This window comes from Methylosinus sp. C49 (assembly GCF_009936375.1).
In the GTDB taxonomy this organism is placed as follows: domain Bacteria; phylum Pseudomonadota; class Alphaproteobacteria; order Rhizobiales; family Beijerinckiaceae; genus Methylosinus.
This window is the reverse complement of sequence record NZ_AP022332.1, coordinates 1,887,328-1,911,938: the sequence shown is the minus strand read 5'-3', so window position 1 is coordinate 1,911,938 and position 24,611 is coordinate 1,887,328. Positions and strand designations below refer to the sequence as shown.

Annotated in this window: 24 protein-coding genes; 9 read left to right on the top strand and 15 right to left on the bottom strand. The window is 65.4% G+C overall.

Annotated elements, in window-relative coordinates:
- Positions 1 to 16: 16 nt before the first annotated feature.
- Positions 17 to 727, bottom strand: coding sequence for a Fe-Mn family superoxide dismutase (locus GYH34_RS09240; protein ID WP_161913319.1), 711 nt, complete (start codon positions 725 to 727; stop codon positions 17 to 19).
- 193 nt (positions 728 to 920) lie between these two features.
- Between GYH34_RS09240 and GYH34_RS09235 the strand changes: the two genes are divergently transcribed.
- The 3 genes from GYH34_RS09235 to GYH34_RS09225 all read left to right on the top strand — a co-directional run bounded on the left by GYH34_RS09235 (position 921) and on the right by GYH34_RS09225 (position 6,496).
- The gene (locus GYH34_RS09235) at positions 921 to 1,991 is read left to right on the top strand and encodes a DUF2332 family protein (RefSeq protein WP_174242388.1); all 1,071 of its coding nucleotides are present in this window, start codon (positions 921 to 923) and stop codon (positions 1,989 to 1,991) included.
- A 134-nt stretch (positions 1,992 to 2,125) separates the two neighbouring features.
- Positions 2,126 to 4,192 (top strand): elongation factor G, encoded by a 2,067-nt coding sequence (locus tag GYH34_RS09230; protein WP_161913318.1) that lies wholly within the window; start codon positions 2,126 to 2,128, stop codon positions 4,190 to 4,192.
- Between the two features lie 186 nt (positions 4,193 to 4,378).
- On the top strand, positions 4,379 to 6,496 hold the full coding sequence (locus GYH34_RS09225; protein WP_244635338.1) for a PAS domain S-box protein: 2,118 nt from the start codon (positions 4,379 to 4,381) through the stop codon (positions 6,494 to 6,496).
- A gap of 129 nt (positions 6,497 to 6,625) precedes the next feature.
- Here GYH34_RS09225 and phbB read toward each other — a convergent pair whose 3' ends face one another.
- Together phbB and GYH34_RS09215 are read right to left on the bottom strand one after the other, a co-directional pair.
- Positions 6,626 to 7,351, bottom strand: coding sequence for an acetoacetyl-CoA reductase (gene phbB / locus GYH34_RS09220; protein WP_161913317.1), 726 nt, complete (start codon positions 7,349 to 7,351; stop codon positions 6,626 to 6,628).
- 71 nt (positions 7,352 to 7,422) lie between these two features.
- The gene (locus GYH34_RS09215; protein ID WP_161913316.1) at positions 7,423 to 8,598 is read right to left on the bottom strand and encodes an acetyl-CoA C-acetyltransferase; all 1,176 of its coding nucleotides are present in this window, start codon (positions 8,596 to 8,598) and stop codon (positions 7,423 to 7,425) included.
- A gap of 245 nt (positions 8,599 to 8,843) precedes the next feature.
- Between GYH34_RS09215 and GYH34_RS09210 the strand changes: the two genes are divergently transcribed.
- Together GYH34_RS09210 and GYH34_RS09205 are read left to right on the top strand one after the other, a co-directional pair.
- Positions 8,844 to 9,197 (top strand): hypothetical protein, encoded by a 354-nt coding sequence (locus GYH34_RS09210; RefSeq protein WP_161913315.1) that lies wholly within the window; start codon positions 8,844 to 8,846, stop codon positions 9,195 to 9,197.
- A 96-nt stretch (positions 9,198 to 9,293) separates the two neighbouring features.
- Complete coding sequence (locus tag GYH34_RS09205; protein WP_244635337.1) at positions 9,294 to 11,057, top strand: SulP family inorganic anion transporter; 1,764 nt, start codon at positions 9,294 to 9,296, stop codon at positions 11,055 to 11,057.
- Here GYH34_RS09205 and GYH34_RS09200 read toward each other — a convergent pair.
- The 8 genes from GYH34_RS09200 to sdhC form a co-directional block, all read right to left on the bottom strand.
- Entirely contained in the window at positions 11,032 to 12,066 is a 1,035-nt protein-coding gene (locus tag GYH34_RS09200) for an aspartate-semialdehyde dehydrogenase (RefSeq protein WP_161913314.1), read from the bottom strand. The genes GYH34_RS09205 and GYH34_RS09200 overlap by 26 nt on opposite strands.
- A 160-nt stretch (positions 12,067 to 12,226) precedes the next feature.
- The gene (locus GYH34_RS09195) at positions 12,227 to 12,673 is read right to left on the bottom strand and encodes a hypothetical protein (RefSeq protein ID WP_244635336.1); all 447 of its coding nucleotides are present in this window, start codon (positions 12,671 to 12,673) and stop codon (positions 12,227 to 12,229) included.
- Positions 12,674 to 12,708: 35 nt separating this feature from the next.
- The gene (locus GYH34_RS09190) at positions 12,709 to 13,494 is read right to left on the bottom strand and encodes a succinate dehydrogenase iron-sulfur subunit (protein WP_161913313.1); all 786 of its coding nucleotides are present in this window, start codon (positions 13,492 to 13,494) and stop codon (positions 12,709 to 12,711) included.
- Between the two features lie 5 nt (positions 13,495 to 13,499).
- Positions 13,500 to 13,949, bottom strand: coding sequence for a type II toxin-antitoxin system VapC family toxin (locus GYH34_RS09185; protein WP_161913312.1), 450 nt, complete (start codon positions 13,947 to 13,949; stop codon positions 13,500 to 13,502).
- Positions 13,943 to 14,176 carry a hypothetical protein gene (locus GYH34_RS09180; RefSeq protein WP_024880601.1) on the bottom strand — a complete coding sequence of 78 codons (234 nt, stop codon included), beginning with the start codon at positions 14,174 to 14,176 and terminating at the stop codon, positions 13,943 to 13,945. The genes GYH34_RS09185 and GYH34_RS09180 overlap by 7 nt, the downstream gene beginning before the upstream one ends.
- Before the next feature lie 33 nt (positions 14,177 to 14,209).
- Positions 14,210 to 16,039 (bottom strand): succinate dehydrogenase flavoprotein subunit, encoded by a 1,830-nt coding sequence (gene sdhA / locus GYH34_RS09175; RefSeq protein ID WP_161913311.1) that lies wholly within the window; start codon positions 16,037 to 16,039, stop codon positions 14,210 to 14,212.
- A 43-nt stretch (positions 16,040 to 16,082) separates the two neighbouring features.
- On the bottom strand, positions 16,083 to 16,469 hold the full coding sequence (gene sdhD, locus GYH34_RS09170; RefSeq protein WP_161913310.1) for a succinate dehydrogenase, hydrophobic membrane anchor protein: 387 nt from the start codon (positions 16,467 to 16,469) through the stop codon (positions 16,083 to 16,085).
- Positions 16,470 to 16,524: 55 nt separating this feature from the next.
- On the bottom strand, positions 16,525 to 16,938 hold the full coding sequence (gene sdhC / locus GYH34_RS09165) for a succinate dehydrogenase, cytochrome b556 subunit (protein WP_161913309.1): 414 nt from the start codon (positions 16,936 to 16,938) through the stop codon (positions 16,525 to 16,527).
- A gap of 480 nt (positions 16,939 to 17,418) precedes the next feature.
- On the opposite strand from sdhC, the gene GYH34_RS09160 reads away from it, so the two are divergent.
- Both GYH34_RS09160 and alr read left to right on the top strand, forming a co-directional pair.
- Entirely contained in the window at positions 17,419 to 18,141 is a 723-nt protein-coding gene (locus GYH34_RS09160) for a LuxR C-terminal-related transcriptional regulator (RefSeq protein ID WP_161913308.1), read from the top strand.
- Positions 18,142 to 18,240: 99 nt separating this feature from the next.
- The gene (alr, locus tag GYH34_RS09155; protein WP_174242387.1) at positions 18,241 to 19,386 is read left to right on the top strand and encodes an alanine racemase; all 1,146 of its coding nucleotides are present in this window, start codon (positions 18,241 to 18,243) and stop codon (positions 19,384 to 19,386) included.
- A gap of 4 nt (positions 19,387 to 19,390) precedes the next feature.
- Here the strand turns inward: alr and GYH34_RS09150 are convergent, their stop codons facing one another.
- From GYH34_RS09150 to GYH34_RS09140, 3 genes are all read right to left on the bottom strand, one after another.
- Positions 19,391 to 20,047, bottom strand: coding sequence for a Maf-like protein (locus GYH34_RS09150; RefSeq protein WP_026599049.1), 657 nt, complete (start codon positions 20,045 to 20,047; stop codon positions 19,391 to 19,393).
- Positions 20,048 to 20,056: 9 nt separating this feature from the next.
- Positions 20,057 to 20,275, bottom strand: a complete 219-nt coding sequence (gene infA / locus GYH34_RS09145) for a translation initiation factor IF-1 (RefSeq protein ID WP_018266249.1) — start codon at positions 20,273 to 20,275, stop codon at positions 20,057 to 20,059.
- A gap of 165 nt (positions 20,276 to 20,440) precedes the next feature.
- Entirely contained in the window at positions 20,441 to 21,550 is a 1,110-nt protein-coding gene (locus tag GYH34_RS09140) for an AI-2E family transporter (protein ID WP_348983916.1), read from the bottom strand.
- Here GYH34_RS09140 and GYH34_RS09135 point away from each other — a divergent pair.
- Complete coding sequence (locus GYH34_RS09135; RefSeq protein WP_161913306.1) at positions 21,543 to 22,349, top strand: hypothetical protein; 807 nt, start codon at positions 21,543 to 21,545, stop codon at positions 22,347 to 22,349. The genes GYH34_RS09140 and GYH34_RS09135 overlap by 8 nt on opposite strands.
- 168 nt (positions 22,350 to 22,517) lie before the next feature.
- Positions 22,518 to 23,057 carry a hypothetical protein gene (locus tag GYH34_RS09130; RefSeq protein WP_161913305.1) on the top strand — a complete coding sequence of 180 codons (540 nt, stop codon included), beginning with the start codon at positions 22,518 to 22,520 and terminating at the stop codon, positions 23,055 to 23,057.
- A gap of 2 nt (positions 23,058 to 23,059) precedes the next feature.
- On the opposite strand, the gene GYH34_RS09125 is transcribed toward GYH34_RS09130, so the two are convergent.
- Complete coding sequence (locus tag GYH34_RS09125) at positions 23,060 to 24,358, bottom strand: TAXI family TRAP transporter solute-binding subunit (protein ID WP_161913304.1); 1,299 nt, start codon at positions 24,356 to 24,358, stop codon at positions 23,060 to 23,062.
- Positions 24,359 to 24,611 lie beyond the last annotated feature (253 nt).

The window sequence follows — 24,611 nt, the reverse complement described above, 5'->3', positions numbered from 1 at the left end:
CCACGGAGGCAGGCGGTCAGGCTCTGCTGCATTTCTCGAAGAGACGATCGGCGTTGGACCAGCCGGCCGCCGCCATGACCACCTTGACGTAATCGGCCGCTTTCGCCCCGAAATCCATCTGATAGGCGTGCTCGAACATGTCGAGCACAAAGATCGGATCGCCGCCCGCCAGACCTTGCGTATGATCGTTCGCCCAGCTGTTGACCAGCCGCCCGCCATGCTGGTCATAGGACAGAACCACCCAGCCGGAGCCGCCGCCGAGCGCCTTTCCCATGGCGACGAATTCGGCGCGCCAGCGGTCGAAAGAGCCGAAATCGCGGTCGAGCGCCGCGGCGAGCGCCGCCCCCGGCTTGCCCGAAGCGCCGAGCCCGGCGAAATAGACCTCGTGCAGGATCATCGAGTTGGCGGCGATCAGCTCTTCGCGCTTCAGCCCGTTGATCTGAAATCCGGGAGCTTTGTCGAAATCGAGGCCGGAGAGCTGGTCGAGGATCGCATTCAACCGCTTCACTGCGCCGATGTAATTATTCTCGTAATGCGAGACGAGGATCTTCTCCGACATTCCTTCGACGCGCTTTGGATCGAAGGCCATCGGCTTCGGCTGATGGACGACGGCGGCGCGCTTCACGACGGCGGCTTTCTCCTCGGCGCGCGCCGCGCCGGCGGCCAGCGCAGCCCCGGTCGTCGCCGCTGCGCCCAGAAATTGTCTACGATGAAAATCCTGCGTCACGCTCAGCCTCCTCGAACCGACGATCTTTCATTCTCCGCGCGCCGGAGCGAATTTGCTCCGAATGACATTCGGCCGCTTCGCGAACGGAGGGGAGATCGTCTCAAAGTGAATTATCGCATAATCGAGCGCAGGAACGACCAATTTCTCGCCGCCGCGCCGGATTACGAAAATCGCCTATGGAGGCCTTGGAGAAATGACGAAACGGCTGCCCGATGAGATCGCCGACGCCTTTGATTTTCAAGCGAAGGCGTGCCGCGATCTCGCCTCGCCCTTCACCGCCGCGCTCTGCGAGACGCTCGCCGCCGGGCTCGACGAGCGCAGCGCCTTCGGCCGCAGGATTTCCTCTTGGGGTCCGCGCGCCAAGGCCGATGCGCTGGCGCTGCGCGCTTGCGGCGCGCTGCATTTTCTGGCGCGATCGGGAAAGGCGCGCGCGCTCGCCGCCGTTTACCCGCCCCATGCGCTCGACGAAGCGCGGCTCGCGCGCGAGGTCGCATCCGCAATAGAGGCGCATGACGATTTTCTCGCGGGCTTTCTCGATCGTCCGCCGCAGACCAATGAATCGGGCCGCTCCAGCGTCATTCTGGGCGGCGCACTGATCGTCGCCGCGGCGACGGGCCTGCCGCTGGAGACATTCGAGATCGGCGCCAGCGCCGGGCTCAATCTGCATTTCGATCGTTATGCCTATGATCTTGGCGTCGGCGCTTTCGGCGATCCTTCCGCGCCTCTTCGCCTCGCCTGCGATTGGCGCGGCGCGGCGCCTTCGCGCGATGCGCCGTTGCAGATCGTCGCCCGCGCCGGCTGCGATGTCGATCCGCTCGATCCCGGCGACGCCGAACATCGCGCACGGCTGCTCGCCTATGTCTGGCCGGATCAGAGCGAACGTCTCGCGCGCATGGAGACCGCGCTCGCCCTCGCCTCTCAGCATCGCGAGCGTGTCGCGCGCGCCGACGCCGGCGATTGGCTCGCGGCGCGGCTCGCCGCTCCACCTCTCCCCAATGTCGCGCGCTTCGTCTATCACACGGTCGTCTGGCAATATTTGCCGCTCGAGACCAAGCGCCGCGCCACTGACGCTCTCGAAGCCGCGGGCGCCGTAGCGACATTCGAGACGCCGCTCGCGCGGTTGCAAATGGAAGCCGACGGCGACACGCGCTCCGCTGCGCTCACGCTGACGCTCTGGCCGGGCGGCGAGAGCTTTGCGCTCGGCCGCGCGGATTTTCACGGACGCTGGATCGAGTGGAGCGACGCCGCGCATCGCCTCGCCTAGCTCTCGGCTCCCGCGCATCTATGCGGCGCCGCAACGCTTTTCAGCGCTTGCGCGACGACCCATGTGGTGGGAGCATCAAGCTCGACGGAGCCGACAAGGTTTCCACTCGCCGGCGCCGGGAACGGGAGCGGGACATGAGTGAAACGAGAACGTCCGGCGCGGCGCGAGCCGAAGGCGCGCGACTGATCGCGCTTGTCGGCCCTTTTCAGAGCGGCAAGACCAGCCTTTTCGAATGCCTGCTCGCGCGCTGCGGAGCGGTGCAGCGGCAAGGGCTGGTGCGCGACGGCTCCACCATCGGCGACGCCTCTCCCGAAGCGCGCGCCCATGCGATGAGCGTCGAATGCAACATCGGCCGCGCCGATTATCTCGGCGACCGCTACACTTTCGTCGATTGTCCCGGCTCGGTCGAATTCGCGCATGAGCAACGCCGCGTCCTCGCCGTCGCCGACGCCGCCATCGTCGTCGCCGAATCCGATCCGCGCAAGCTGCCGGCCTTGCAGCTCGCGCTGCGCGCGGTGGAGGAAGCGCGCGTTCCGCATTTTCTGTTCCTCAACAAGATCGACTCCGCCACAGGCAATCTGCGCGACTCGCTCGCCCTGCTGCAATCGGCCTCGCGCACGCCATTGCTGTTGCGGCAAATCCCGCTCTGGAACAATGGCATTGCGATCGGCTTCATCGATCTCGCGCTGGAGCGCGCCTATGTCTATCGCGAGCACGCGCCCTCCGAGGTCGTCGCGATGCAAGACGGCGACGCCGTGCTGGAGAAGGAAGCGCGCTATTCCATGCTGGAGCGGCTCGCCGATTACGACGACACGCTGATGGAGGAATTGCTCAGCGACATAGAGCCGCCGCGCGACCAGATTTTCGACGATCTCGCCAAGGAGCTGCGCTTCGGCCATGTCGCGCCCGTGTTCATCGGCGCGGCGGAGCGCGGCGCCGGCGTGACGCGGCTGCTGAAAGCCTTGCGTCACGAGGCGCCGAGCGTCGCCGCGACCAGAGCCCGGCTCGGCGTCGCCGATTCCGGCCCCGCCCTCGCCCATGTGTTCCGCTCCATCCATACGCCGCATGGCGGCAAGCTGTCGCTGGCGCGCGTGCTGCGCGGCTCCTTCTCGGATGGACAGGCGGTGATCGGCTCGTCCGGCGCGGAGGAGAAGATCAGCGGCGTCTCCTCCCTGCTGGGCGCCACGGCGACGCGCCAGGCCAAAGCGGAGGCGGGCGAGACCGTGGCTTTCGGCCGGCTCGACGGGATCGCCGCCGGCGAGGCTCTGCAGGACGCGCGCGCCGGCGCGCCGCCCGCCCCGGCGCCGCTGGCCGCGCCGCGCCCCGTCTATGCGTTGGCGCTGTCGGTCGGCGATCGCAAGGACGAGATGCGCCTCGCCGCCGCTCTGGCCAAGCTCATCGACGAAGACCCGTCGCTCGTCTTCCTGCATGATCAGGCGCTCGGCGAGATGAAGCTGCTCGGCCAGGGCGAGATGCATATTCGTGTCGCTTTGGAACGCCTCGCCACGCGCTATGGCGTGACCGTCTCCACTCACGCTCCCGCCATCGGCTATAAGGAGACGATCCGTCATCCGGTGAGCGTACGCGGCCGCCACAAGAAACAATCCGGCGGCCATGGGCAATTCGGCGATGTCGTGCTGGAGGTGGCTCCGCGCGGGCGTGGCGAAGGCTTCGCTTTCGCCGAGCGCGTCCATGGCGGCACTGTGCCAAAACAATACTTCTCCTCGGTCGAGTCCGGCTGCCGCGACGCGCTGGCGCGCGGGCCGCTCGGCTTCCCCGTCGTCGATGTGGAGGCGGTGCTGGTCGACGGCTCCTATCACAGCGTCGACTCCTCGGACATGGCCTTCCGCACGGCGGCGCGCATCGGCATGATCGAAGCGCTGGGCAAAGCGGAGCCGGTTCTGCTCGAGCCCATGCTCTCCGTCGCCATTTTTGCGCCGAGCGAGGCGGTCTCTCGCGCAACGGGCATTGTTTCGGCGCGGCGAGGACAAATATTGGGTTTTGGTCCGCGCCCGGGATGGGAAGGGTGGGACGAGCTCGATGCGCTCATCCCGGAGGCGGAGATCGGCGATCTCATCGTCGAGCTGCGCTCGGCCACCTCGGGCGCCGGATTCTTCGAGGCCGCCTTCGATCATCTGACCGAGGTGGTCGGGCGCCAAGCGCATGAGGTCGTCGCCGCGCGTAGCGCCGCCAACCACTGAATGGCGAAGCTTCGGCTCGTTTCGGGACGGGTCCCTGTGGCGCGGTTCTTGATCGGCACAGGCGACGACGAAACATTGTCCCAATTCGGCAATGTTCGCATTTGGTCCCATCCGATTGGCGGATCGAAGGCGAGCGGGCGCGCCCTGCAAACCGGAGATGGCGGCGGCACATACTGGAATGATTAGATGCAGGCTGAGACCGCGACGGAATTCGTGACTCTACGGTCGCGGAGCGAGCGGCTGTCGCGCCCTTCTGGCATAGAGGGCGCAGGAGATTTGCCGTGGGGCACGCATTTCTGCCAGTTCTTCGATGAGGTCGACGATCTGCTCGACATTGTCGCGCCCTATTTCGCGGCCGGCCTCGCGGCCAATGAGCGCTGCATCTGGGTCGCCTCGCCGCCGCTGACTGTCGCCGCCGCCAAGGCGCGCCTGGCGACGCTGGTTCCCGATCTGGAGGCCGATCTCGCGCAGGGGCGCATCGACATCCTCTCCCCGGACGAGTGGTATCTTCGCGCCGGCCAGCTGGACGAGAACCGGCTGCTGGACGATTGGCGCTCGGCCCATGACGCGGCGCTGAGCGCGGGATTCGACGGATTGCGCGCCAGCGGCAACGCCTTCGAGGTGGACGCCACGGCTTGGTCGATCTTCATGACCTATGAGACCGGGCTCGCGGCCATGCACGGGTCCGTGCGCATGCTGACGCTCTGCTCCTATTCGCTGCGTCTGATCGGCGCGCCCGAGATCGTCGAGGTGATCGCCCGGCACGAATTCGCGCTGATCCGCCGCGCCGGCCGCTGGGAGACGATCAAGAGCCTCGACTATGAGCGCGCGCGCAAGGCGCTGCGGCAGAGCGAGGAGCATTTTCGCCTGCTCGCGGAGGGCGCGCCGGCCTCGGCGATCTTCTCGCTGGATCGGCAGGAACGCATCGTCGCCTGGAGTGAGGCGGCCGAGCGCATCACCGGCTGGAGCCGCGACGAAATTCTGGGGCGCCGCCTGTCGATCCTCCATTCATCCGACACGCAGAAGGAGCTCGGCGCGCTCGTGGAGCGTGGCGTCGTCAAGCGCCTGGAGCCGCGCCGGCGCCGGAACGGCTCGATCTTTCCCGCCGAGGAGCTGATCGCCCCGCTGCGCGACGATTCCGACAATCTCTACGGCTATGCGGTTATGCTCAGCGATCTCAGCGAGAGATCGCGCGCCGAGCAGGAGCGCCGCGCGAGCGAGGCGCGTCTGCGCGCGATCGTCGAAGGCGCGGTCGACGCGATCGTCATTATCGACGGCGAGGGCGTCATTCACGCCGTGAATTCCGCGGCGACGCGGCTCTTCGGCCTCGAGGCGGCGGAGGCGGTCGGGCGCCCGGTCGATATTCTCTTCCCGGAGCCGTTCCACGATCCTCGTTTCGCGACGCTGGGCGCCGACGGGGCCGCGCCCGCCGAGACGGAGCCCGAGCGCATCGGCCGCCGCAAGGACGGCTCGCTGTTTCCGCTGGAGCTTTCCGTCAGCGAGGCGGCGCATGACGGCGAGCGGCTGCTCGTGCTGTTCCTGCGCGATCTCACCGAACGCCGCCGGGCGGAGGCGCAGATGCGCAAGCTGCGCGCCGACCGGCTCGATCTGATGGCGCAAATGGCCGCGAATGTCGCCCATGAGATCAATCAGCCGCTCTCGGCGATCTCCACCTATCTCAGCGCAGCGCGTCGCGTGCTGCGACGCGCCGAATCCTCGAGCGCCGATCTCGAGCCGATCCTCGACAGCGCCGTCGCGCAAGTGACGCGCGCGGCGCAGATCATCAGCCATTTGCGCGGCTTCGTGACGCGCGCCGAGCCGGACAAGACTCAGCAGCGGCTGCATAACATCATCCGCGACGCCTGCGCCTTCACCGATATGGCGCGCAATCATGTCAAGGTCGTCACCACGCTCGATCTTACCGCGGAGGATGACGCGGTGATCGTCGATCGCGTGCAAATTCGGCAGGTGCTTGTCAATCTGAAGCGCAATGCGCTGGAGGCGATGCAGGGCGCCGAGAAGCGCGAGCTCGTCATCTCCACCCGGCTCGACGAGAGCGGCATGATCCGCACCGATATCGTCGATACGGGCGCAGGCCTCGCCGATGAAATGGCGCATGAGCTGTTCGAGCCCTTCACCTCGACGAAGAAGCACGGGCTCGGCGTCGGCCTCGCGGTCTCACGCGCGATCGTGGAAGCGCATTACGGGAAGCTGTGGGCGGAGCAGAATCCCGGCGGCGGCGCGCGTCTGAGCTTCACCCTGCCGCTGGCCGATGATCGGCTGGAGGAGCCGGAGGAAGAGTGATCGGCCGCCCGGGGCCACAGACGGAAAACGCCCCGAGCCCCTCATCCTCGCCTTCTCCCCACGAGCGGGGAGAAGGAAGAAGACGAAAACGGCGCGAGGCGATTCGCAAGGCGAGCTGGAGCGCTCCCGTCAGGCCAGATACTGGCCGCCATTGATGGTCAGCGTCGAGCCGGTGATGAAGCCGGCGTCGTCCGAAGCCAGGAACACCACAGCGCGCGCGATCTCCTCCGGCTCGCCGAGGCGGCCGACGGCGATATAGGGGATGATGTGCTTGTCGAGCACGTCCTGCGGCACGGCCTTCACCATCTCCGTGGCGATATAGCCGGGCGCGATGGCGTTGACGGTGATGCCCTTGGAGGCGCTCTCCTGCGCCAGCGCCTTGACGAAGCCGATGTCGCCGGCCTTGGAGGCGGAATAGTTCGTCTGGCCGGCCTGGCCCTTCTGGCCATTGATCGACGAGATGACGATGATGCGGCCGAAGCCGCGGTCACGCATGCCGTTGATGACCGGGCGGGTGACGTTGAACAGCGAGTTGAGGTTGGTGTTGATCACCGCCTGCCACTGCGCCAGCTCCATCTTGTGGAACAGACGGTCCTTGGTGATGCCGGCGTTGTTGACGAGAACCTCGACCCCGCCCAGATCCTTCTCGATCTGCGCAATCGCGGCGGCGCTGGCGTCATAGTCCGACACGTCGAACTTATAGACCGGAATGCCGGTCTCCGCCTTGAACTTGTTCGCCGCTTCGTCATTGCCGGCGTAGGTCGCGGCGACATTATAGCCCGCAGCCTTCAACGCCTTGGAAATCGCCTCGCCGATGCCGCGCGTGCCGCCCGTCACAACCGCTGTTCTGCCCACCTCGTCCTCCTTCATCGAATTTTCAAAGAATCGGACCGCGAGCCTTCAGAGGCGCGCGGTCCTTTTTATATCTAGCGCTCGATCGTCAGGGCGACGCCCATGCCGCCGCCGATGCAGAGCGTGGCGAGGCCGCGCTTGCCGCCGCGGCGTCCGAGCTCATAGAGCAGCGTCGTCAGAATGCGCGCGCCCGAGGCGCCGATCGGATGGCCGATGGCGATGGCGCCGCCATTGACGTTGACGATCGCCGGATCCCAGCCGAGGTCCTTGTTCACGGCCAGCGCCTGCGCGGCGAAAGCCTCATTGGCCTCGACGAGATCGAGGTCGGAGATCTTCCAGCCCGCCTTCTCCAGCGCCTTGCGCGAGGCCGGGATCGGGCCGGAGCCCATGATCGACGGATCGACGCCGGCGGTCGCCCAGGAGGCGATGCGGGCGAGCGGCGTGAGGCCGCGCTTGGCCGCTTCCGCCGCCGTCATGATGACGAGCGCCGCCGCGCCGTCATTGAGGCCGGAGGCGTTGGCCGCCGTCACCGTGCCGTCCTTGGTGAAAGCCGGCTTCAGCTTGGCGACGCCCTCGAGCGTCACGCCATGCTTGATGTATTCATCCGCGTCGACAATGATGTCGCCCTTGCGCGTCGAGACGGTGAAGGGGACGATCTCGTCCTTGAACTTGCCGGCCTTCTGCGCCGCCTCGGCCTTGTTCTGCGAGGCGACGGCGAAAGCGTCCTGCTCGGCGCGGCTGATCTGCCACTTGGCCGCGACGTTCTCGGCCGTGATGCCCATGTGGTAATTGTTGAAGGCGTCGGTGAGGCCGTCGACGATCATCGTGTCGACGAATTTCACATCGCCCATCTTGGTGCCGGCGCGCATGTGAGCCGAGTGCTGCGACAGCGACATGGACTCCTGGCCGCCCGCGACGATGACGCTCGCGTCGCCCGACTGAATCTGCTGAGCGGCGAGCGCCACGGCGCGGAGGCCCGAGCCGCACACCTGATTAATGCCGAAAGCGGTCTTGTCCTGCGGCACGCCCGCCTTGATGGCGGCCTGGCGCGCCGGGTTCTGTCCCTGCGCGGCGCCCAGCACCTGGCCCAGGATGACCTCGTCGACGTCGGCGGCCTCCAATTTGGCGCGCTCGATAGCGGCCTTGACAGCGACCGCGCCCAATTCATGGGCGGGCGTTGAACCGAAAGCTCCGTTGAACGATCCCACAGCAGTGCGCGCCGCGGAAACGATCACGATCTCCGTCGTCATATCGTTCTCCTGATTGGTCGGGCTGGCGCCGGCGGACGCCGCTCGCGCACGTTGAGCATTTTGAGTCGCGGCTCGTCAAGCGCCGGACGCGGGCATCGTTGACGCGGCGCGTCAATTCTTCGGGCGGCGGAGGCGAAATTGAACGACGCGCCGCGTTGCGAGGCGGGCGCGCGCGGCGCAGGCCGGACGAAAGCCCCGCAGCCGTCCGACAGAGCCGCGCATGCGCCTCTCGCCCGAAATAGCCGATGGCGCAGCCAGCCGCCCCCTGCGCATGGGCGGCGAGAGGCCGCGGCCTCGACTTCGATCGTCTCGCGCTCACTGTTTCGAATGCGCGCTCTGAGGACGAGCGGTATCGCCACGCATTTTCCGCGCGCGCCTCCGCTGCCTACCGAAAACCTACCTGGCTGGGCGACACGCCGCCCTACCCGCACCGTCCCTTTCGGTCGGCTGCGCCATTCTCGTCGGCCGAGTCGATCGACAGCGAATGGGCGACCGAAAGCAATCGATCGCGCCGCCTGCTCCTGCCGCGCGCTCCGAACTTCTCGCGGGGCAGTGCATTTTTTGCGAGCTTGCGGCTTTTTTATAAAAAATTTCGCTAGGAACCCGAGGAGCGCCGACGATCTCATCTCAACGGAACGCTGAAGAGCGAGCGTCACGCCCTAGATTCGGGGGGAGGCTCGCCCCGGATTTCGTCCATGTCTCAGCAAAACCCGTCTCGGCGGCAACGCTCCTGGCCATTCTTTCCCTCCCTGCCGCAAGCCATGCTGCGCTATGACGTCGCGGCCGGGCTCACGCTGGCGGCCATCGCCATACCGGAACAGATGGCGACCGCGCGGCTCGCCGGGTTTCCGCCGCAGATCGGCTTTTTCGCCTTTCTTGCCGGCTCGCTCGCCTTCGCGGCTTTCGGCTCCAGCCGCTTCCTCTCCTCCGGGGCGGATTCGACGATCGCGCCGATCTTCGCAGGCGCTCTCGCGCTGCTGGCGACGCGCGGCTCGCCGCAATTCATGGCGCTCGCCTCCTTTCTCGCTCTGCTGGTCGGCGGCATTCTCATTCTCGGCTTTCTGCTGCGCGCCGGCTGGGTCGCCGATCTCCTCTCCGTTCCGGTGACGACCGGCTTTCTCGCCGGCATCTCCATTCACATCTTCATCTCGCAGCTGCCCGCGCTCATCGGCCTGCCGAGCGTCGAAGGCAGCGAATTCTATCGCGTCGCCGAAATGGCGAAGCATTGGCGCGAGGCCAATCCCGCGGCGATCGCCATCGGCCTCGGCGCGCTCGCGGCCATTGTCATCGGCGAGAAGATCAGCCCCAAGCTGCCGGCCGCGCTGATCGCGCTCGCCGGCGCCGCTTTCGCCGTACAGCATTTTCGTCTCGAGGAGCGCGGCGTCGCCGTGCTCGGCAAGGTCTCGGCGGAATTTCCGCATCCGCGCTTTCCCGAGATCGCGGCCGCCGACATTCCGCATATCGTCGGCCTCGCCATCATCATCGCCATGGTGATCATGGTGCAGACGGCGGCGACCTCGCGCTCCTTTCCCAATGAGGAAGGCCGCGCCCCGGATGTCGATCGCGACTATCTCGGCGTCGGCGCGGGCTGTCTGCTGGCGGGGCTGGTCGGCGCCTTCGCCGTCGACGCCTCGCCGCCGCGCACGGCGATCGTCTCCGCAACCGGCGGGCGCTCGCAGCTCTCGTCGATCGTCGCGGCGCTGGTCATAGCCGCGCTGCTGCTGTTCGGCGCCTCCTTGCTCGAGCATGTGCCCAACGCCGCGCTCGCCGGCGTGCTGATGTTCATCGCGGCGCGCATCTTCCGCCTGCATGTGATGCGCGACGTTTATTCCAAGACGCGAGGCGAGTTCGCGCTGGTCGCGCTGACCATGGCGGCCGTCGTCGCGCTGCCGGTGCAGAATGGCGTGTCGCTCTCCATTCTGGCGTCGCTGCTGCATGGCGTCTGGACGACGACGCGCTCGCGTCTCATCACTTTCGCGCGCCTGCCGGGCAGCTCGATCTGGTGGCCTTGCGCCGCCGGCGCTTCGGAGCCTTGCGGCGAGCGCTTGAAGGGCGTTCTGGTCGCGGCCTTTCAGGCGCCGCTCTCATTTCTCAACGCCTATGGTTTCCAGAGCGATTTGCGCGAGGCGATAGAGAGCGAGAAGCCGAAGCTCGTCGTGCTGGAGGCGAGCAATATCGTCGAGATCGATTATACGGCGGCGCGCATATTGCGGCAGGCGATCGAGGATTGCCGCGCTGCGGGCGCAGATTTCGCCATAGCGCGGCTGGAATCGGTGCGCGCGCATGAGGCGCTGACGCGCTTCGGCGTGATGAAGACGCTCGGCGAAGGACGCTTGTTTCGCAGCGTCGACGAGGCGACGCGAGCGCTCGCGCCCGACGCCGTCGCCTCGAAGATCGAGGCTCCCACGCTCGTCGCGCGCAAGAGCCGCGCCTTCAAGCCGCCTTCTGCTTCGGCGTGATGAGCTTGCGGTTCGCCAGCACTTCGGCGATCTGCACCGCGTTCAGCGCCGCGCCCTTGCGCAGATTGTCGGAGACGCACCACAGGACGAGGCCGTTCTCGACGGTCGGATCGTCGCGAATGCGCGAGATATAGGTCGCGTCCTCGCCCGCCGCCTCGTGCGGCGTGATGTAGCCGCCGGGCTCGTGCTTGTCGATGACCAGCACGCCGGGCGCCTCGCGCAGAATGTCGCGCGCCTCGTCCGGCGACAGCGGATTCTCGAACTCGATATTGATCGCCTCGCTATGGCCGATGAACACCGGCACGCGCACGCAAGTGGCGACGAGCTTGATCTTGGGGTCCAAAATCTTCTTCGTCTCCACCACCATCTTCCACTCTTCCTTGGTGAAGCCGTCTTCCATGAAGACGTCGATCTGCGGAATGAGGTTGAAGGCGATGCGCTTGGGGAATTTCTTCGATTCCAGCGGATCGGAGACGAAGACGGAGCGCGTCTGCGAGAACAGCTCGTCCATGCCCTCCTTGCCCGCGCCAGAGACGGATTGATAGGTGGAGACGACGACGCGCTTGATCTTGGCGGCGTCATGCAGCGGCTTCAGCGCCACGACCAGTTGCGCGGTGGAGCAATTGGGATTGGCGATGATGTGCTTTTTCGTGAAGCCCGCCGCGGCGTCCGCATTGACCTCCGGCACCACCAGCGGAACGTCCGGGTCCATGCGCCAGGCGGAGCTGTTGTCGATGACGACGCAGCCCTTCGCGCCGATGCGCGGCGCCCATTCGCGCGCGACGTCGCCGCCCGCCGACATCAGACAAATGTCCGTGTCCGAGAAATCATAAGTGTCGAGATGGCGGCATTTGAGAATCTTGTCGCCGAACGACACTTCCGTCCCGATGGAGCGGGACGAAGCCAGCGCGACCACTTCCGAGACCGGAAAGCGGCGCTCCGCCAGAATGTCGAGCATCTCGCGGCCCACATTGCCCGTGGCGCCCGCGACGGCGACCTTGTAACCCATGGGATGGAACTCCTTTTGCCCGCTTATGACGGCGGGCGCGCCTTTTGTCGAGGGAATGGACGAGAATAGCGAAGCGGCCCGGCTGACCCTTCGGCCACGGAGCGGCTTCGCATCGATCTCGCAACTCGGCCACGGCGGCGGGCGCCGCGGCAGACGGACTTCAGAAGGGCATGCCGACAGACATATTGCCGTTATTGCCCATGCTCACCGGCGCCTTGCCGAAACGCGAGCCTTCGTCCTCTTTGTCTTTCTTCTTGGGCGGAGATTTGCCCGGCGACCAGCCCTCGAGCTCGCCGAATTGGCGGTTCTCGACCTTCGCCGGCGGCTTGCCGGGCGCGGTCGGCTGACCGGCCGTCGTCTGCTGCTGTTTGTTTTTCCTCGGATTCGCCTTGGCGGCTCCAGCGGCGGACGTGTCCAGCCGGCTGGGGTCGAGTGCGTCCTCCGCCCCCGCGGACAGCGGCAGCGCGGACGAAAAGGCGAAAATAGCGGCGACCAGAAGAAGCGGGCGCGATCGCATGGCGGCTACTCCTCGAGCATCAGCTCCAAAATGCTCCCCGGCCGGAAAAAAGACAAGTTCCGGCGATCCCGAGGCGAAGATTGCGCACAAAAACAGGCGCCATTACGGCGCCGGCTCCGTTTTCCTCACTCGCCGGTCGTTTGCGCGATGGCCAGATTTTTGAGCTCGGCGATGGCGGTCCCCGGCAGCAGGCTCTTCGGGCAGGCGTTGGAGCAGTTCAGAATCGTGTGGCAGCGATAGAGGCGGAAAGCGTCGTCGACATAGGCGACGCGCTCGGCCGTCGACTCGTCGCGACTGTCCACCACCCAGCGATAGGCCTGCAGCAGCGCCGCCGGGCCGAGGAAGCGATCGGAATTCCACCAATAGCTCGGGCAGGAGGTGGAGCAGCAGGCGCAGAGAATGCACTCATAGAGCCCGTCGAGCTTGCGGCGATCGTCCGGCGCCTGCAGCCATTCCTTCTCCGGCTCCGGCGTCACCGTCTGCAGCCAGGGCTCGATCGCGGCGTGCTGGGCGTAGAAATCGCTGAGATCGGGCACGAGATCCTTCACCACCGGCATGTGCGGCAGGGGATAGAGCTTTATCGCCCCCTCGATCTCGTCCATTCCCTTGGTGCAGGCGAGCGTGTTGAGCCCGTCGATATTCATCGCGCAGGAGCCGCAAATGCCCTCGCGGCAGGAACGGCGGAAGGTGAGCGTTGGATCGATCTTGTTCTTGATCCAGATGATCGCGTCGAGAACCATCGGCCCGCAATCGTCGAGATCAACGTAATAAGTGTCCACGCGCGGGTTCGACGCCTCATCGGGGTCGAAGCGATAGATGCGGAACTCCCTCACCCGGCTCGCGCCCTCGGGCCGCGGCCAGACCTTGCCCTCGACGGGGCGGGAGGATTTGGGAAGGACGAATTCGACCATTGTCTTCAGCTCGCATTCTCGCCGCCGGCCATTCGCGGTTTCCAATCCGCGAGGAGGACGATACGGCTCTTGTGCCCGTTTGCGGCGGCCTTTTCCAGAAATTTGCGATCGTCGGTCACCAATCTCGCATCGTTCATAGTGGCGCAGGCGAGATACACGCAATCAGGAAAGGGATGACCGAGATTTAGGGCCAAATCAAAAGCGGCGCGCCAACTTGCGCGGGACGGCACGAGCAGAGAAAAGCAGCGCGGAAGGTCTTCCAATGCTTCGAACGCCTGCTCTCTCGTAACTGTTCCTTCCGTGACTTTTCGCCGAAGCGTGTTCGCGACCTCGGTGAAAATCGAATCCGGCGCGGCGAGCAGTTCATCGTCCGCCGCTAAAATCTCGCGCGCCTGCGCGTGCTGAGTTTCGGCGACATACCATTTTACCGCGACGCTCGCGTCGATGATCACCACTGGTCGCGCGCCTCCCGGATAATAGTGGTGCTGTCGCTCTGGGCTACGCCTTTCGGGGTCATGGCGGCGATGCGATCGATCGCCGCGAGGCGCGCCGCGCGATCCGAGACCGCCGTCTCGAGAATTGCCGCAGCCTCCTCTTCGACGGTGCGATGATGGAGCACGGCGAGCTCCTCGATACGGGCGATCGTTTCAGCCCTGATGGTTTGGATGGTGATCGCGCTCATGCAGCTCTTCCTCGACCAAGCCCTACCCCGCCCTCAATACACCCGCGCCTTCGGCTCGATATAAGCCACCTCATTGGACAGCGTGTAGCTGTGCACCGGGCGATAATCGATCGCGACGCTCTTGCCCGCCTCGTCGATCGTCGAGAGCGTGTGCTTCATCCAATCGGCGTCGTCGCGGTTAGGAAAATCCTCGCGGGCGTGGGCGCCGCGGGATTCGGTGCGGTTCTTCGCCGAATCCATCGTCACCACCGCCTGCACGATGAGATTGTCATATTCCAGCGTCTCGACGAGATCGGAGTTCCAGATCAGCGAGCGGTCCGAAACCTTGACGTCGTCGCTCTTCTTCCACACCGAATGGATCGCCTGCGATCCCTCATCCAGCACCTCGCCGGCGCGATAGACGGCGCAATGCGACTGCATCACGCGCTGCATCTCGAGCCGAAGATCGGCCGTCGCGATCGCGCCGGAGGCGAAGCGGCGCGCATCGAGACGCGACAGCGCGAGCTCGGCGGAATCGGCGGGCAGCTCCGGCTGCGTCTGCCCCGGCTTCACCAGCTCGGCGGCGCGCTGGCCGGCGGCGCGGCCGAAGACGACGAGATCGACCAGCGAATTGGAGCCGAGGCGATTGGCGCCATGCACGGAGACGCAAGCCGCCTCGCCGATCGCCATCAGGCCCGGCACCACCACATCGGGATCGGCGCCGACGCGGCGCAGCGCCTCGCCGTGAAAATTCGTCGGTATGCCGCCCATGTTGTAATGCACGGTCGGCAGCACCGGAATGGGCTCGCGCGTCACATCGACGCCGGCGAAAATCTTCGCGCTCTCGGAAATGCCCGGCAGGCGCTCGTGCAGGATCGCAGGGTCCAAATGCTCGAGATGCAGATGGATGTGATCCTTGAATTTGCCGACGCCGCGGCCCTCGCGAATCTCCACCGTCATCGCGCGCGAGACCATGTCGCGCGGCGCGAGATCTTTCACGGACGGCGCATAGCGCTCCATGAAGCGCTCGCCCTCGCTATTGGTGAGATATCCGCCCTCGCCGCGCGCGCCCTCGGTGATGAGACAGCCCGCGCCATAAATGCCGGTCGGATGGAATTGCACGAATTCCATATCCTGCAACGGCAGGCCGGCGCGCAGCGCCATGCCGCCGCCATCGCCCGTGCAAGTATGCGCCGAGGTCGCGGAGAGATAGGTGCGGCCATAGCCGCCCGTCGCCAGCACGGTGAGCGCGGCGCGAAAACGATGGATCGTGCCGTCGTCGAGCTTGAGGCACACGACGCCGCGCACGGCGCCCTCCGCGTCGACGATGAGATCGATGGCGAAATATTCGACGAAGAATTCCGTGTCGTGACGCAGCGCCTGGCCATAGAGCGTATGCAGCATCGCATGGCCGGTGCGGTCGGCGGCGGCGCAAGTGCGCTGCGCGGGCGGGCCTCTGCCGTAATCCGTCGTCATGCCGCCGAAGGGCCGCTGATAGATGCGTCCATCCTCGGTGCGCGAGAAAGGCACGCCCCAATGCTCGAGCTCATAGACGGCTTGCGGCGCGTTGCGGCAGAGATATTCGATCGCGTCCTGGTCTCCGAGCCAGTCGGAGCCCTTGACGGTGTCGTACATATGCCATTTCCAATCGTCCGGCCCCATATTGGCCAGCGCCGCGGCGACGCCGCCCTGCGCTGCGACCGTATGCGAACGCGTCGGAAATACTTTGGTGATGCAAGCGGCCTTCAGCCCCGCCTTGGCGCAGCCGACGACGGCGCGCAGTCCCGCGCCGCCGGCGCCGACGACGACGACGTCGAATGTATGATCGACGATCGGATAGGCCCTGCCCCCGATATTCACCGTCGTCTTGCCGTTCGCAGCCATTCCCAATCCTCGTCGATAAAGAGCGCCCGAGCGTGAACGCGCGTCAGCGCGGCGCGGCGATGATCATTATGGCGAGCGTCCAGATCGCGGCGATCGCGATCACCAGCCATTTGTTGACGATGAGCGCCTTCGCCTTCAGCACTTCGTCGTGAACATAATCCTCGATGATGTTCTCCACGCCGAGCCGCGCGTGATAGGCGACGACGACGATGAAGGCGATGAGCGCTATCGCCGGCAGCGGCTTGCCGATCTCGGCGCGCGCGGCCTCATAGGGTTTGCCGACGAGGCCGACGAGATACCAGATCGAGAGCAGAGCGAGCGGCGCCAGAGCGCGCGCGCTGTGACGCATGGCGAGCGCATGCAGCGAGCCGGAGCGATCAGAGACGAAAGCGTCTCCCTTGCCGCTGCGGCCGCTCTCAAATCTCGACATATCGGTTTCTCCATCGATCTAGTTCGATTATAGCGCGATAAGCGCCGCCGCAGTCTCAGCCGAAGAGCGAGGATGCGATCCACAAAAGCGCTGTCAGCGCCACGCCGCCGCCCAAGGTCGCCTTGGCCAGCAGCTCGCGGCCATCGCGATCGAGATAGAGGCCGCGGTCCCATATCGCGTGACGCACGCCGCCGAGCAGATGATGAAACAGCGCCCAGCTGAACAGCAGCACGAAGACTCGCCCGACGAGCGAATTGACGATCCAGGACACAGCGTCGAAGGCCGACGGACCGAGCGCCAATCCGAAGAGATAGAGCGCGAGCAGAAGCGCGCCGACATAGAGCGCTGCGCCAGTGATGCGATGCGCGATCGACATCACCATCGTGAGGATCGGCTTGTAGATCGTCAGATGTGGAGAGAGCGGCCGCGCGGCGGCGAGGCTCTCGCTCACGGGATCGGCGTCGGCCATTTTAGGTTTCTCTCCGCTCGAGGCTCGGCTAGGACTGATAATTCAATCGCGTCGCCGCTGCAACACACGTACCCGACATAAGGCTCCGAGCATTTCGCGACTCGTGCATAGCGGCGAAAGGACGCATGACTTACGTAACGCGTCGCGACGCCCGACGCAATCGATGCGCCGATGCGTAGGATTCGAGTCGAAAAACGTGGCGCGTGCGTTACGATCTGTTAACATGCGTCCGCCGACGTTGCCCGGGACCAGCCGGCGCATCGTCGTTCGGAGCCGGCTTTTTCTCCACCGGCTGCGGACGTGTCGAGTAGCGTTGAGCGTCATGGTTGGTCTGCGTGCTCGAGTGTTCGTAATGTTGCGTCGGCGCCCCGAGTAAGCGTCGTGTTGCCGTGACGTCGGACTGCCGACTATTTTGTCGGCGGCTTGAGTTCGCTGGTCTCGTCGAATGACTTTTTCGTCAACTCATCTCGCGAGCGATTCATGAATTACAGTGAAACCATCCATATCTTGAACGTCGATCCGATCATCCGCTCGTCTCTGACGAGCGCCCTGGACAAGGCGGATTTTCACCTCCGCCTCCATGAGGACGCGGGACGCTTCTTCGAAGCCGCCGAGACCGACAGTCGAGGCTGCGTCATCATCTATGTGGACATGCCCGATATGATCGGGATCGAACTATTGAGAGACGCCAAGGCGCGGCGGATCGAATTGCCGATCATCGTCATCACCGCGCAAGCCAATGTTCGCGGCGCGATCCAGGTGATGAAGGAAGGCGCGTTCGATCTGCTCGAATTGCCCGTCAATGAGGCGAAGCTGCTCGCCTCGGTGCAACAGGCGCTGACCCGCCGCGTCGACCACCGCGCCTATCGCGGCCGCGCGCGGACCACGCCCGGCCGGCTCGCCACGCTCACCAATCGCGAGAACGACGTGCTCGCCGGCCTCGTCGAGGGCAAGCTCAACAAGGTCATCGCCCATGAGCTCGGCATCAGCGCCCGCACGGTGGAGACGCATCGCTCGCACATCATGACCAAGATGCGCGTCAAGAGCGTCGCCGATCTCGTGCGCATCTCGCTGGGGGCGCCCCGGCCCGATCCGGCCGTCCGCCTCGGCGCGCCGCGGCCCCCGGCCGATCCGACGGCCCGCCTCGGGACGCCTGCGCCGCGGCCGATGGTCGATTCGGGCGCGAATTTGCCCCGCCGCTGACGCGCTCGACGCGGCAAATCGCCAAAATTAACGACGCCGGGGCATGGCGCATGCTATTGGCCATGCGAACGCCATGCTCCGGCGCTAGAATATTGCCTCATGAGATTCGACCGTTCGGCCCGAGCGCCCCTGAATGAGACCGCCCCCGCCGAGGCGCGCGCGGGGGCGACGCTCACCATCGACCTTGCCGCCCTCGTCGCCAATTGGCGTCGGCTCGCCGCTTGCGCGAGCGCGAGCGAATGTGCGGCCGTGGTCAAGGCCGACGCCTATGGCCTCGGCGCCGAGCCCGCCGTGCGGGCGCTGGCCGCCGCCGGCTGCCGCACTTTTTTCGTCGCCACCGCCGGAGAAGGCGAGCGCATTCGCGCCGTCGCCCCGCGGGCGATCGTCTATGTGCTCGAGGGATTGCCGCCCGGCGGCGCCCGCGCGCTCGCCGCCGCGCGGCTGCGCCCGGTTCTGGCCTCGCTGGAGGAAATCCGTGATTGGGCGGCGTTCGGCCGCTCCATCGGCCGCCGCCTGCCGGCCGCGCTGCAATTCGACACCGGCATGAATCGGCTGGGACTCTCGCTGCGCGACGCCGAGGGCGCGGCCTTGGCGGCGCAGGATATCGACCTCACTCTGACGATGAGCCATTTCGTCTGCGCGCAATGGGCCGAGGACCCGCGCAACGCGGGGCAGATCGCCGCTTTCGAGACGGCGCGGCGCGCCTTCCCCGGCGTGCCGGCCTCGCTCAGCAATTCCTCGGGAATCTTCCTGGAGCAGAAGCCGCATTACGATCTTCTGCGCCCCGGCTACGCCCTCTACGGCGGCAATCCGACGCCGGCGGCGCCCAATCCGATGCGAGCCGTCGCCCGGCTCGAGGCGCCGATTCTGGCGACGCGCTGGATCGAGGCCGGCGAGAGCGTCGGCTATGACGGCGTGTGGACGGCGTCGCGGCCGACAAGGCTGGCGACGCTCGGCCTCGGCTATGGCGACGGCTTTCCGGCCGCCATCGGCGGGGCGGGCCGGCCGGCCCCGGAGGCGATCGTCGCCGGGCGACGCTGCCCGATCGTCGGCCGCGTGTCGATGGACTTCGTCATGCTGGATGTGACCGACGTCCCCGAAGGCGCCGTCTATCGCGGCCAGACGGCGGAGCTTTTGGGCGAGACGATCGGCGTCGACGAGCTGGCGCTGCGCTGCGGAACGATCGGCTATGAGATTTTGACGCGGCTCGGCCGGCGCTACGAGCGCATCTATATCGGCGGGTGAGCGCTCACGCCCGCTCGAACCAGGGGGTCAGCACCGGATAGCCCTCCCCGGCCAGCAGAGCGGCGGTCTCATAGAGCGGCAGACCGACGACGGCCGAATAAGAGCCGATGAGCCGCACCGCGAAAGCGCCCGCCAGTCCCTGAATCGCATAGCCGCCCGCCTTGCCGCGCCATTCGCCGGACGCGAGATAGGCGTCGATCTCGGTCGAGGAAAGGCGCTTGAAGCGCAGGCGCGATTCGACGAGACGGCGGCGCTCGGCCCCGCGCGGGGTGATCAGAGTGACGCCCGTAAAAACCCGGTGCTGGCGGCCCGAGAGCAAGCGCAGGCAATCTTCCGCCTGCTCTATGTCCTCGCATTTGGGCAGGATTCGCCGGCCGACCGCCACCACAGTGTCGGCCGCGAGCACATAGCTGCCCTCGAGCTGGGGCTGATAGGCCCTTATCTTTATGGCCGCCGCAGCCTTCTCGCCGGCGAGACGCTGGGCGAGGCTGCGCGGCAGCTCGTTGCGCTGCGGAGTCTCGTCTATGTCGGTCGGCAACAGCGCGTCGGCGTCGAGGCCGATCTGCTGGAGCAGCTCGAGCCTGCGGGGCGAGGCCGAGGCCAGCACCAGCTTGGGCCGCGTATCGGTCGGATGGGACGTCAAGACGATCGGCTCCGCCATAAATCGAAATTATTTGAAACGATAGGTAATCCGCCCTTTGGTGAGATCATAGGGCGTCATCTCCACGAGAACCTTGTCCCCGGTGAGCACGCGGATGCGGTTCTTGCGCATCTTTCCGGCCGTATGGGCGATGATCTCGTGCTCGTTCTCGAGCTTGACCCGAAACATCGCGCTGGGCAGCAGCTCGGTGACGACTCCGGGAAACTCCAACAGTTCTTCCTTGGCCATGTGGTTCCTTCTTCAGAGGCCGCGGCGGACCTCGGATAGCGAAAGGCCCGCTTGCGAAGCGGGCGCTCATCAATATGGGATCGAAGCCGGGACGCGCAAATCCGCGCCGGACCCTAATCGAGTACGGCTGATTTGTGAACCTTGCCTTTCGCTCCGTCGCGCGCTTCAGCGCTCCGGGGCGTGGACGATCGATCCGGCGGCGGGCGGCTCGATCACGCGCGGCTCGGGAGCGGCCTCCGCCGGCGTCGCGACGAGCGCGCCGCCCTTGCCGTCCCTCGCCCAGGCGCTGAGCAGCTCCCAGGCGACGGCGAGCACCACTGGGCCGACGAAAAGGCCAATGATTCCATGCACCAGCACGCCGCCGATGACGCCGACGATAATGACCAGCAGCGGCGTCGTGAGCCCGCGCGCGATGACGATGGGCTTCAGCACATTATCGACCAGCGTCACCGTCAACATGCAGCAGGTAAAGAGCAGAGCCGGCAGCGTCTGCATCTCCGTCCAGGCCCAGATGATGGTGGGCACCACCACCATCAGCGGCCCGATCTGGACGATGGCGAGCACCAATATGCACAGGGTCAGCAGGCTCGCGCCTGGCGCGCCGGCGAGTTGCAGGCCGAGGCCGCCGATCGCCGCCTGCAGCAGCGACACGCCGATGACGCCCCGTGAGACGGTGCGGATCGTCGAGCCGGAGAGCTCGACGAAATGCTCGGCGCGCTTCGAATCGATGCGCGTCACCGCGGTCTTGATCGCGCGCACCAGCGCCGGTCCGGGCGCGAACAGAAAGCCGGCGATGATGACCGAGATCAGGAATTTGAACACGCCGGCGCCGGCGTTCTTGGTCGCGTCCAGCGCGATCTCGCCATAGGGCTTGAGCTGCGGCAGCGCCTGGGCCAGCGCGCTGCGCAGATTGGTGGAGGCGAGCTCCCAGAACTCGTACGCCGATTCGCCGACGAAGGGCCAAGTGCGCAAGGTCTCGGGCGGCGGCGGCACCCAGACGCCGCCGGCGTCGATTCGATCGGCGAGGGCGCGCAGCCCATCGACGACGCCGAGGCCGAGCCAGGTCGCCGGCCCGATGACGAAGAGCAGGCCCAAAAAGGTGATGATGGTCGCCGCCAGCCGCCGGCTGCCGCCGAGCCTCGCGGTCATCCATTCGAAGACGGGATAGAGCGCCACGGCGAGAATGGCGCTCCAGGTCACGATGGTGACGAAGGGCCGCACCAGCAGGAAAGACCAATAGGCGAGCGCGCCGAGCGCGCCGAGCCGGATGATCAAATCGATGAGTGTCGCATTCAGCCGCCGCCGGCCGGACGCTTCGCGCTGGTCCTCGATCACCCGAGTTTTCCCCGATCTTTTGTCGCGCCTCGGCCGCCGACGCGCCTCCCCGCGACAACATAGCGCGGATCACAAAAGGTTTCACGCCCGCGGCCGCGTTTGCCGCCCATCGCCCGAAGGCCATGGCGAGCCGCGCCCCGATCAGCCGGCCGAAGAGCCGCAGCGGAAAGCCGCGGAAAGCCGGCGCATCCTGCGGCAGCGGCAGCGCCGAGCGCCGGCGCGCGACCTTCGTCCGCATCTCGATCGGCGGCAGATCGCCGGCAAAGCGCAGCCGATAGGTGGAGACCCAGAAGCCGGGATCGAATTTCAGGAACATGCCCGTGCTGCAGCAGGAGGCGACCACCCGGCGCGTCGGCGAATCGGGCTTCAGCCGGTGATCCTCGAGCAGCTCCTCGCCCGCGACGCAGCGAAAACGGTCGTCACGAAAGGTGAGATAAGGCGTGCCGCCGTCTGGATCGCGCAGGAGATGCGCATGGGGCAGAGCCTCGATCCTGCGGCCGCCCTCCTGGCAATCGGTGCAATAGCAGACGGCGCTGACGATCGGCTCGCCGACAACCTCGCAGCGCACGCGCCCGCAGGCGCAGGTGAAATCTCGGGACGAAAAAGGCATGGACAGAATCCCCTCCAAAAAATAAGGCGATCACAATCTTTGAGGTTAGGAAATATAATTCCTTCCAGCAATCCTGACGGCGCCTCGATTTGGTCCGCCGGGGGCGTTGAGGAAAGTCACCCAAATTAAAAGGCCTTCGACTTCGCAACGTCCTTCGAGATAGATCCGTCAGAAATCTTCAGCGCACAGCCAAGTTAAGTTATTGATTTAGAAGCAGCAGACCCTTTTCCGCGACAGATGACTTTGTAGCTCCAGCCTGCTAAAATTAACTCGTTTTACGTTGGTCGGAGCGCCGTTATGCACCATGACATAGACAATGAACAAAAGATTAGCGTCCATTGGGATGGCCCGATCGAAATAAATTGGAAAGACGAGATAGACCTATCTGCTTTTAATATTGACGGATATGTTATTTATCTAATTTGTGGCACCCACGGGATGTACGGGAAAAATGTGCCATTGTATATTGGTAAGACAGAGAAAAATACGGTTATGAATCGTATTGGACAGCATTTGATAAATTGGCTAAAATATGAACCGGACTCCGTTTATATTTATGCCGCCGCCGTCCAAAAATTTGCTTCATGGGAGGATTTACCCGAAACGTATTCACGCCCAGATGAAAATCTGATTTCAGCTGTTGAAGAAATACTTATATACGCCCATCAGCCAGCTTACAATAAAATACATAAGAGTATATTAAGTGAAAAATCCAGAAATATTCGGGTGTTTAATAGCGGGAAACGAACAGCATTATATCCAGAGATATCTGGCTTCATGTTTTATCAGAGTGGGCTACAAAGCAGGCCACTCTTGAATGACGACAGCGAATTGTAGGCTCACTCGGCAACGTCCTTCCTGCGCTCGATCGAGCGCCGCGCATGGTCGATGGCGAGCGAGGACACGGGATATTGATCGGCCGCGGTCTCGCCATCCGCGAGCTTGTTGACGCAATCGGCGACGAGCCCGCGAAACTCCGTCTCGATTCGCTCGAGGCCGGCGCCGTCGGCCGTCAGCGCCTCGTCTGCGAGGGTCAGCAGGCGGAAGACGCGATTTTGGTCCTGCACGAGGCGCCGATTGTTCCATAGGCCGAGCAGCACGGCGACGAGCGAGCCCAAAAGGCTCAGCGGAATGCCGATAATGTAGAAATATTGCTGGAGCGAATCGAAAAAGCTCTGATCGCCGCTCGAAAGATAGGCGGCGACGCCGGGATGGACGGGGAGCAGCGGGTTCTGCGCGTCGAGATCGGGCGCCTCGATCTGTGCGCCGCCCGGCGACAGGGCGGCGAGCTTGGCCTTGGTCTTGAAAATGGAGCGGCCGATCGCGCCCGCCACCACATTGAGCATGGAGAAAGGCGCGACCAGCCGATAGGTGACGGCGAGGCCCTTCACCGTATCGTCGGGCACGGGCGGATGCGCCTTGAAGGCGCCTTCGGGGATATCCACAGATTCGAAGCCCGGGAAGCGCTTCACCAGCGCGTCCGCCTGTTCCATCGCCAGGAGCTGGGGCGGGCTCTTCATCGCCTTGGCGATGGAGGCGACGACATCGACCGCCTGCCCCGGCCCGATCGGCCCGACCGCCAGCGCCGCCGCCGCACGGCCCGCGCGCAGGGCGGGGCCGATCTCGCCGAGCGGCAGGACGAGGCGCTTAACGCTCGCCGCGGGGACGTCGAAATAGGCGAGGATATCGTCGAGCGCATGCTGATTTTCCGCCTGCAGCGGACCCTCCGGCACGGCGATGGTCTTGCGGGCGAGGCCGGCGGCGTCCTTGATCGGCGAGCCATGCGGCAGCACGATCGCCACCACGTCGCGACGCAGAATGGCGATGGTCTGGCCATTGGAGGGCGCCGCGACATCGGTGCGCACAATGGCGAGATTGACCTTATGGTCCTCGAGCGCCTTGGAGCTGGCCTCGAGATCGGCGACCGGGACCTCCTCCACGCGGAGGAAAGGATGCGTCCCGGACACGACATGAATGAAGGTCGATATGGTGCGCTGGGCCGGCGACATCGCCGGGCCTGTGGTGATGCGCAAGGTCGCCCGCGGCGACAGGTAATAAAAGAGCGACAGCGCCGCCGCGAGGACGAACAGCAGAACCGCGACCCAGAAGACGAGACGCGGCGCATGGCCTTTGGGCATGGGGCCTCCTCCCTATGCGCGGAGAAATAGGCCGCCGCGCGCCAGAGCCCACGGCCTTCAGGGCGATCGTGTGAACTCCGAATTGGGCGCCTCACCCTCCCCTTTAGGGGAGGGTCGGCCGGCGAAGCCGGACGGGGCGGGTTCCACGAATAAGACTCGGCGGAAACACCCCCTCCCGATCGCCTTCGGCGCTCGACCTCCCCCCTCGAAGGTGAGGTGGAAACGCCTCTCCGGGAGCCTCTTCTCGCCCCAT

Excerpts from the sequence above, each read along its gene's own strand:
- sdhA (WP_161913311.1), bottom strand. The coding sequence starts at position 16,039 with ATGGCTGCGAACGGCAAGACGACGGTGAATATCGGGGGCAGGGCCTAT.
- sdhC (WP_161913309.1), bottom strand. The coding sequence starts at position 16,938 with ATGGCCGACGCCGATCCCGTGAGCGAGAGCCTCGCCGCCGCGCGGCCG.
- GYH34_RS09230 (WP_161913318.1), top strand. The coding sequence starts at position 2,126 with ATGAGTGAAACGAGAACGTCCGGCGCGGCGCGAGCCGAAGGCGCGCGA.
- GYH34_RS09125 (WP_161913304.1), bottom strand. The coding sequence starts at position 24,358 with ATGCCCAAAGGCCATGCGCCGCGTCTCGTCTTCTGGGTCGCGGTTCTG.
- sdhD (WP_161913310.1), bottom strand. The coding sequence starts at position 16,469 with ATGTCGAGATTTGAGAGCGGCCGCAGCGGCAAGGGAGACGCTTTCGTC.
- alr (WP_174242387.1), top strand. The coding sequence starts at position 18,241 with ATGAGATTCGACCGTTCGGCCCGAGCGCCCCTGAATGAGACCGCCCCC.
- GYH34_RS09200 (WP_161913314.1), bottom strand. The coding sequence starts at position 12,066 with ATGGGTTACAAGGTCGCCGTCGCGGGCGCCACGGGCAATGTGGGCCGC.
- GYH34_RS09215 (WP_161913316.1), bottom strand. The coding sequence starts at position 8,598 with ATGACGACGGAGATCGTGATCGTTTCCGCGGCGCGCACTGCTGTGGGA.
- GYH34_RS09130 (WP_161913305.1), top strand. The coding sequence starts at position 22,518 with ATGCACCATGACATAGACAATGAACAAAAGATTAGCGTCCATTGGGAT.
- GYH34_RS09150 (WP_026599049.1), bottom strand. The coding sequence starts at position 20,047 with ATGGCGGAGCCGATCGTCTTGACGTCCCATCCGACCGATACGCGGCCC.
- GYH34_RS09160 (WP_161913308.1), top strand. The coding sequence starts at position 17,419 with ATGAATTACAGTGAAACCATCCATATCTTGAACGTCGATCCGATCATC.
- GYH34_RS09210 (WP_161913315.1), top strand. The coding sequence starts at position 8,844 with ATGGCGCAGCCAGCCGCCCCCTGCGCATGGGCGGCGAGAGGCCGCGGC.
- GYH34_RS09225 (WP_244635338.1), top strand. The coding sequence starts at position 4,379 with ATGCAGGCTGAGACCGCGACGGAATTCGTGACTCTACGGTCGCGGAGC.
- GYH34_RS09235 (WP_174242388.1), top strand. The coding sequence starts at position 921 with ATGACGAAACGGCTGCCCGATGAGATCGCCGACGCCTTTGATTTTCAA.
- GYH34_RS09135 (WP_161913306.1), top strand. The coding sequence starts at position 21,543 with ATGATCAAATCGATGAGTGTCGCATTCAGCCGCCGCCGGCCGGACGCT.
- infA (WP_018266249.1), bottom strand. The coding sequence starts at position 20,275 with ATGGCCAAGGAAGAACTGTTGGAGTTTCCCGGAGTCGTCACCGAGCTG.
- GYH34_RS09180 (WP_024880601.1), bottom strand. The coding sequence starts at position 14,176 with ATGAGCGCGATCACCATCCAAACCATCAGGGCTGAAACGATCGCCCGT.
- GYH34_RS09205 (WP_244635337.1), top strand. The coding sequence starts at position 9,294 with ATGTCTCAGCAAAACCCGTCTCGGCGGCAACGCTCCTGGCCATTCTTT.
- GYH34_RS09190 (WP_161913313.1), bottom strand. The coding sequence starts at position 13,494 with ATGGTCGAATTCGTCCTTCCCAAATCCTCCCGCCCCGTCGAGGGCAAG.